The sequence below is a fragment of the Brevundimonas sp. UBA7534 genome (genome assembly GCF_002479325.1).
Lineage (GTDB): Bacteria > Pseudomonadota > Alphaproteobacteria > Caulobacterales > Caulobacteraceae > Brevundimonas.
This window is the reverse complement of sequence record NZ_DLMO01000166.1, coordinates 1-7,014: the sequence shown is the minus strand read 5'-3', so window position 1 is coordinate 7,014 and position 7,014 is coordinate 1. Positions and strand designations below refer to the sequence as shown.

Below are 7,014 nucleotides of genomic sequence, written 5' to 3'. Positions count from 1 at the left end.
GCGAAAGCGGGGACCCAGTGCTTTCGCGACACCGTGCGTTGGACCACGATCGCACCCAAGACCACAAGGCCGCGCGCCCGAAGGTCCGGGTCCCCGCTTTCGCGGGGATGAGCGGAGATGAAGTCATTGAGAACCGGCCGCCGGCGGAATCACCAGCGCCACCCGCAGCCCCGGCCCCGACCCCTGATAGGCGCCCGGTCCCTCGTCCAGCACGACGCGGCCGCCATGCGCCTCGGCCACCGCGGTGACCAGCGACAGTCCCAGGCCCGAGCCCGGCTCGGTGCGGCTGTTGTCCAGCCGCACGAAGCGCTGCACGACCCGCTCGCGGTCCTCTTCCGGCACGCCGGGTCCGGTGTCGGTGAGGGAATATTCGATCTCGCCCGACGACCGCCGCCGCGCCCTCAGCTTCACCGCGCCGCCGGCCGGGGTGTATTTGATGGCGTTGTCGATCAGATTGGCCAGGGCCTGGGCCAGGAAGGGCTGATTGCCCTCGACCATCAGCCCTTTCTCCACCTCGGCGGAAAAGTCGATGGACTTGTCCTCGGCGGCGGGCTCGTAAAGTTCGGCCATGTCGGCCGCCAGATCGGCGGCGTCGAACACCTTGGGATCCGGCGCGCCGCCCGCCTGAAGACGGGCGATGGCCAGAACGGTGTTGAAGGTCTTCAGCAGCTGGTCCGCCTCGTCCAGGGCGATGGTCAGGGCGTCGACGCCGTCGATCTTGCCCGCCTCGGCGTCGATCAGGGCGACCTCCAGCTTGGCCCGCATCCGGGTTAAGGGCGAACGCAGATCGTGGGCGATGGAGTCCCCGGCGTGACGGATCGAGGCCATGGACGTCTCCAGCCTGTCCAGCATGGTGTTCAGCCCCTGGCCCAGTTCGTCCAGTTCGTCGCCGGAATGGCGCAAGGGCGCGCGCTGCTTCAGGTCGCCCTCCTGCACGGCCTGGACGACGCGGTTCAGCCCGGCCATCGCCGCCTCGACGCGCCGGCTGACATACAGGCCGCCGGCCAGGCCCAGCAGGATCACCAGCGCCATCGCGCCCCACAGCGCCTGGGTCAGGCGCGAGAGGTACTCCTCGATCCCGCCGATGTCCTCGCCCACGAACAGGGTGTCGCCTCCCGCCAGCGGCAGGATCACCCCGATCGAGCGGCGGTTCTCGACCCGGCCGTCCTCGTCGGTCGTGGTCAGGCGGAAGGTGCTCCACTCGCCCCGCCCGGCCTGGCGCGGCTGTTTCAGGTCGAAGGGCATGACCGACAGATTGCCGGTGACGATCTTCCCGTCCGGTCCGGTCAGCAGATACAGATACGGTCCGCCCCGGATGGTGCGCTCCACCAGCGCCTGGTTCAGCGCATCGACGCCGCGAGTCCGGTGGATGGCGGTCAGGGCGCTCAACTCGCCCTGCACGTCCGCCTGCGCCCGCGCCTGGGCCTCCGACGCCGAGGCGAAATAGACATAGGCCAGGATCGCCCCCGCCGCCGCCACGAACAGCGCCAGGAACAGCAGCGTCAGCCGGAACGGCGTCCGGCGAAGAAGGGAGGGAAGGCGCATCTACTCTCCCTCCCCTTCATGGGGAGGGTGGCGGCGCAGCCGCCGGGTGGGGCCTGTCTCCGCCCCCCCGCTATAGGCGGTATCGTTTGTCCTATGCTCTAGGCGCGCCTCAATCGTCCGCACGGCATGATCCATCACGTCGCCGATATGATCCCGGATGGACGCATTGTCGAAACGCAGGGTCAGAAAGCCTTCGCTCGTCAGCACGGCGTCGCGACGCGCGTCGTGTCGCGCCTGCATGTCCTCCAGATGGTGCTGACCATCGACTTCAATCACCAGCCGTCTCTCGAAACAGACAAAATCCAGGAAGTAGCCGCGAAACGGCGCCTGTCGTCGGAAATGATACCCCTGGGCGCGAAGACGCTTCAGGTTCACCCACATCCGCGCCTCGGGCGGCGTCATCGTCTTGCGCATGGCGCGAGCGCGGCTTGTGGCTTCTGACACGGATACTCCCCCACCCGGTCTCGCTTCGCTCGACCACCCTCCCCATGAAGGGGAGGGAGAAAAGATCAGGCCTCCAACCGATACCCCGCGCCGCGCACGGTCTGCAGCATGGCCTTGTCGAAGCCCTTGTCGATCTTGGAGCGAAGGCGGCTGATGTGGACGTCGATGACGTTGGTCTGGGGGTCGAAATGGTATTCCCAGACCTTCTCCAGCAGCATGGTGCGCGTCACCGACTGGCCGGCGTGGCGCATCAGGAACTCCAGCAGCTGGAATTCGCGCGGCTGCAGGTCGATCTCCTGGCCCTCGCGGTGGACGGTGCGGGCGATCAGGTTCATCTCCAGTTCGCCGACCTTGAGCACCGTCTGGACGCCGCCGGTCTCGCGACGACGCGCCAGGGCCTCGACCCGCGCGATCAGCTCGGCGAAGGCGTAGGGCTTGACCAGATAGTCGTCGGCCCCGGCCTTCAGGCCCGTGACGCGGTCCTCGACCTCGCCCAGCGCCGACAGGAACAGCACCGGCGTCTGGTCGCCGCCCTTGCGCACCGTCTCGACCATGCCGACGCCATCCAGGCGCGGCATCATCCGGTCGACGACATAGACGTCATAGCCGCCCTTCTGCGCCTCCAGCAGGCCGAAGGCCCCGTCCACGGCGTGGGTCACGTCATGGCCGGCCTCGCTCAGGCCCCGCACCATGGCGGTCGCCGCCTCGGCGTCATCCTCGACCACCAGAATCCGCATGAACCCCTCCCGGAATCAAAATCGCCGCCGATGGTAGCGCATCGGCGGCGATTGACGAGTTAAGGCTTGTTCAGACTGCCGATCAGTTCTTGTCCTGTAGCGGCAGCACCACCGGACGATTGCCCTGAGGCGTGCGGACCAGCAGCAACACGCCCGGACGACCGGCGCTCTTCACCGTCTCGACGGCGCCCTTCAGGTCGGCGGCCGACCCAAGGCTGCGGCCGTTCGCCTGCATGATGACGAAGCCCGGCTGGAACTGCATCCGGCCGGCCCGCGATTGCGGGCTGACCGCCGTGACCACAAGGCCATCGACCGTCTCGGGGATGTCGAAGCGGCGGCGCAGGGCGCCGTTCAGCGGCGTCACCGTCATGCCCTCGACCACCTCGCCGGCGGCGGCGCCGGGATTGGCCGGCGCGCCCGAACCGCTGTCGTCGTTGGCGGCGATCTCGAGATCCGCCGGGCGGGTGCCGGCGCGGATGTCGACCGTCTGGCGACGCCCTTCACGCAGGACCTCCAGGCGCAGATTGTCGCCCGGCTTGGCGGCGCCGACGGCGCGGGTCAGCTCGGTGGAGCCCTCGACCGCCTTGCCGTTCAGCGAAACCACCACGTCGCCCGGGCGCAGGCCGCCGCGCGCCGCCGGGGCGTCCGGCGTCACCTCGGCGACATAGGCGCCCTTCTGCGTCGCAGGCAGTCCCAGGCTTTCGCGATATTCGTCGGCCAGATTGGTGATCTGCACGCCCAGATAGCCGCGCTCGATGCTTTCGCCGCGCATCAGGCGGGCGGTGATCGACTTGGCGGTCTCGGCCGGGATGGCGAAGCCGATGCCCACCGATCCGCCAGTCGGCGAATAGATGGCCGAGTTCACGCCGATGACGCGGCCATAGATGTCGAAGGTCGGCCCGCCCGAGTTGCCCCGGTTGATGGCGGCGTCGATCTGGATGTAGTCGTTGTAGCCCGAGGGATCGATGTCGCGCGCCTTGGCCGAGACGATGCCCGCCGTGGCGGTGCCGCCCAGGCCGAAGGGATTGCCCACGGCGATGACCCAGTCGCCCACGCGGGGCTGGGCCGTCTCTTCGAAGCTGACGTACTTGAAGTCGTTTCCGTCCACCTTGATGACGGCCAGGTCGGTGCCCTGGTCGCGGCCGATCAGGCGGGCCGGCAGCTCGCGCCCGTCCGACATCTTCACCTTGATCTCGGTGGCGTCGGCGACGACGTGATTGTTGGTGACGATGTAGCCGTCCTGCGAGATGAAGAAGCCCGAGCCGGCGCCCTGGGTCGTCTGCGGCTCGGCGTCCTGGCCCTGGCCGCCGCGGCCGTTGGGCGGCACGAACTGGAAAGGCAGGCCGGGGATCTGGAACAGGCCCTGCGGCTGCTCGACCGGCACGGTCACGTCGATCTGCACCACCGCCGGCGCCACCTGTTCGAAGATGGTGGCGAAGCTGTTGGGCGCGCCCGGCGGGGGCGAGAAGCTGTCGCCGTTGGCGGGCACCGGGGTGATCCGGTTCACGGCCTGGGGCTCGGCGTGCGCGCCGGGCCAGGTGATGACGCCGCCGGCGGTCGCGGCCGCCGCCAGGGTCAGGCCGGCCGCGGCCCCCAGAATGAACTCCTTGCGCTTCAGCATCGTGGTCCTTGCGATCCTCTGTCCGGGCCGAGCGGGCCCGGTTCGCGTCTGATATAGGCCGATCCGCCCGAAGGCCAAAACCCGGCCGACGATCGTTGTTCCCCGCTAGCGCCCGTCGTGAGGCGAGGATGCGTCAGGATCGCGGCGAAGGTTCTCATTTTGGAGAAGGCCGTCCAGGCGGCGCTGCTCGTCCGCCGACAGGGGCGCGGGTTCGGCCGGGGCGACGCGACGGCGCGCCAGCAACACCCCGCCGGCCAGCAGCACCAGGGCGAACGGCCCGAACCACAGCAGCCAGGTGCCCGGCCGAACCGGCGGACGGAACAGCACATAGTCGCCGAAGCGGCGCACCAGGTCGGCCCGCACCGACGCGTCGTCGGCGCCGGCGGCGATCTCCTCGCGGATCAGGCGGCGCATGTCGGCGGCCACGCCCGCCGGGCTGTCGGCGATGGATTCGTGCTGGCAGACCACGCAGCGCACATCGGCGAACAGGGCGCGCGCGCGGGCCTCCTGCGCCGCGTCGGGCAGCGGGCGGTCGGGCGCTGGAGGCGGTTCGGCCGCCGTCAGCATCAGCGCCAGAACCGGCGCGGCCAGCAGAACGGACAGGCGCCTCATGCTGGCTTTCTCCGCCGCGCGCCGGCGCCCAGCCTGAGCCGCCGATCCATCAGCGACAGCAGGCCGCCCAGCGCCATGATCGCCGGCCCCAGGAAGATCAGCCGCGCCCACGGGTTCCAGTACAGGCGCACCGTCCAGGCCGGCCGGCCCTCGACCTCGGCCCGCTCGCCCATCACGACATAGACGTCGTCCAGTCCCCGGAAATCCAGCCCCACCTCGGTCGTCGTCTGTCCTCCGGCGGGGAAGAAGCGGCGCTCGGGCGTCACCGTGGCGGCCCGCCCGGTCCCGGCGGCGCGGCGCACCGTCAGCCGGCCCTGTTCGGCCAGGTAATTCGGCCCCTCGACCACCTGCACCTGGTCCAGCGTCACCGCCCACGGCCCGGCCGAGACGCTCTGGCCCAGGGTCAGGGCGCGCGCCGCCTCGGCCTTGAAGCCGGTCTCGACCACCGCGCCCAGGATGAAGACGCCTAGGCCGAGGTGCGCCAGACTCATGCCCCAGGCGCCCAGCGGCAGTCCCCGCAGCCGGCGCAGGCTCTCGGCCAGGGGTGCGCGCATCAGCCGGCCGCGTTCGGCGACCTCGGCCAGCGACCCGGCGATCAGCCAGGCCCCCAGGGCGACGCCGGCGGCGGCCAGCGCCTTTCGCGGCTCGAACAGGGCGAAGGCGGCCAGGCCCGCGACCGCGGCCAGGACGGCGGCGACCCACAGCCTTTGCAGCGCCCCCGTCAGGTCGCCGCGCTTCCACGCCAGCAGCGGCCCGGCCGGCAGGATCAGGAAGGCGACCGTCATCAGCGGAACGAAGGTCGCGGCGAAATAGGGCGGCCCGACCGAGATGGTCGCGCCCGACGCCGCCTCCAGGATCAACGGATAAAGCGTGCCCAGCAGCACCGTCGCCGCCGCCGCCGTCAGGAACAGGTTGTTCAGCACCAGCGCGCCCTCGCGGCTGACGGGCGCGAACATCCCCCCGCCCTTCAACTGCGGGCTGCGCCAGGCGAACAGGGCGAAGGCGGCGCCGGCCGTGACGCCCAGGATCGCCAGCAGCATCATCCCCCGCTGCGGGTCGACGGCGAAGGCGTGCACGCTGGTCAGCACGCCCGAACGCACCAGGAACGCCCCCAGCATGGAGAAGGTGAAGGCCAGAAGCGCCAGGAAGACCGTCCAGCCGGCCAGCGCCCCACGCCGTTCCGTGACCACCGCGCTGTGCAGCAGGGCCGCGCCGGCCAGCCACGGCATAAATGACGCATTCTCCACCGGGTCCCAGAACCACCAGCCGCCCCAGCCCAGTTCGTAATAGGCCCAGAAGCTGCCCAGGGTGATGCCGACCGTCAGGAAGGCCCAGCTGGCCAGGGCCCACGGCCGCACCCATCGACCCCAGGCGGGCCAGAAGGCGGTCTGCGCCCGCCCCTCGATCAGGGCGGCGACCGCCAGGGAGAAACAGACGGAAAACCCGACATAGCCGGCGTAGAGCAGCGGCGGATGCACCGCCAGGGCCGGGTCCTGCAGCAGCGGATTCAGCGACGCCCCCTGGAACGGGGCCGGGTCCAGCCGCGTGAACGGGCTGGAGGTGAAGACGGCGAAGGCCAGGAACAGCGACCCCAGCGCGCCCTGGGTCGCCACGGCCGCGGCCTTCAGTCCGAACGGCAGGCCCCGCGCCCGCGCCAGCCCGCCGCCGAACACCGTCAGCACCAGGCACCACAGCAGAAGCGATCCCTCGTGGCTGCCCCAGGCGCCGGCGACCTTGTACAGCATCGGCTTGTCGGTGTGGCTGTTGCCCGCCACGTTCGAGACCGAGAAGTCCGACACCACGAAGGCGTACATCAGCGCGGCGAAGGCCAGGGCGACCGCCGTCGCCGCCGCCAGGGCCGCGCCCTCGCCCGCTCCGGCCAGCACCGGGCTGCGCCGCCAGCGCCCCGCCGCCGACATGGCGGTCTGCAGCACCGACAGCGCCAGGGCCAGGACCAAGGCGAAGGTCCCGAACTCGACGATCATAGGCTCTTTGTCGCGCTAACGGCCTGCGGCCTGCTTGAGCGCACTTCTGTCGCGCTAACGGCCTGCGGCC

At 70.5% G+C, this 7,014-nt stretch carries 6 protein-coding genes; all 6 read right to left on the bottom strand.

Features of this window, described 5'->3' with window-relative positions; genetic code table 11:
• Positions 1-123: 123 nt before the first annotated feature.
• Positions 124-1,545, bottom strand: coding sequence for an ATP-binding protein (locus B2U11_RS14040; protein ID WP_292072624.1), 1,422 nt, complete (start codon positions 1,543-1,545; stop codon positions 124-126).
• Positions 1,546-1,959: an endonuclease domain-containing protein gene (locus B2U11_RS14035; RefSeq protein WP_414632971.1), complete on the bottom strand. Its 414-nt coding sequence runs from the start codon at positions 1,957-1,959 to the stop codon at positions 1,546-1,548. It lies immediately after the preceding gene.
• A 95-nt stretch (positions 1,960-2,054) separates the two neighbouring features.
• The gene (locus tag B2U11_RS14030) at positions 2,055-2,726 is read right to left on the bottom strand and encodes a response regulator transcription factor (RefSeq protein WP_292072618.1); all 672 of its coding nucleotides are present in this window, start codon (positions 2,724-2,726) and stop codon (positions 2,055-2,057) included.
• Between the two features lie 82 nt (positions 2,727-2,808).
• On the bottom strand, positions 2,809-4,347 hold the full coding sequence (locus tag B2U11_RS14025; RefSeq protein ID WP_292072615.1) for a Do family serine endopeptidase: 1,539 nt from the start codon (positions 4,345-4,347) through the stop codon (positions 2,809-2,811).
• 105 nt (positions 4,348-4,452) lie between these two features.
• On the bottom strand, positions 4,453-4,959 hold the full coding sequence (locus B2U11_RS14020) for a cytochrome c-type biogenesis protein (RefSeq protein ID WP_292072612.1): 507 nt from the start codon (positions 4,957-4,959) through the stop codon (positions 4,453-4,455).
• The gene (locus B2U11_RS14015; protein ID WP_292072609.1) at positions 4,956-6,944 is read right to left on the bottom strand and encodes a heme lyase CcmF/NrfE family subunit; all 1,989 of its coding nucleotides are present in this window, start codon (positions 6,942-6,944) and stop codon (positions 4,956-4,958) included. The genes B2U11_RS14020 and B2U11_RS14015 overlap by 4 nt, the downstream gene beginning before the upstream one ends.
• Positions 6,945-7,014 lie beyond the last annotated feature (70 nt).

Bases quoted from the DNA above. Each gene is read 5' to 3' on its own strand.
- B2U11_RS14040 (WP_292072624.1), bottom strand. From the start codon at position 1,545: ATGCGCCTTCCCTCCCTTCTTCGCCGGACGCCGTTCCGGCTGACGCTG.
- B2U11_RS14035 (WP_414632971.1), bottom strand. From the start codon at position 1,959: ATGCGCAAGACGATGACGCCGCCCGAGGCGCGGATGTGGGTGAACCTG.
- B2U11_RS14030 (WP_292072618.1), bottom strand. From the start codon at position 2,726: ATGCGGATTCTGGTGGTCGAGGATGACGCCGAGGCGGCGACCGCCATG.
- B2U11_RS14025 (WP_292072615.1), bottom strand. From the start codon at position 4,347: ATGCTGAAGCGCAAGGAGTTCATTCTGGGGGCCGCGGCCGGCCTGACC.
- B2U11_RS14020 (WP_292072612.1), bottom strand. From the start codon at position 4,959: ATGAGGCGCCTGTCCGTTCTGCTGGCCGCGCCGGTTCTGGCGCTGATG.
- B2U11_RS14015 (WP_292072609.1), bottom strand. From the start codon at position 6,944: ATGATCGTCGAGTTCGGGACCTTCGCCTTGGTCCTGGCCCTGGCGCTG.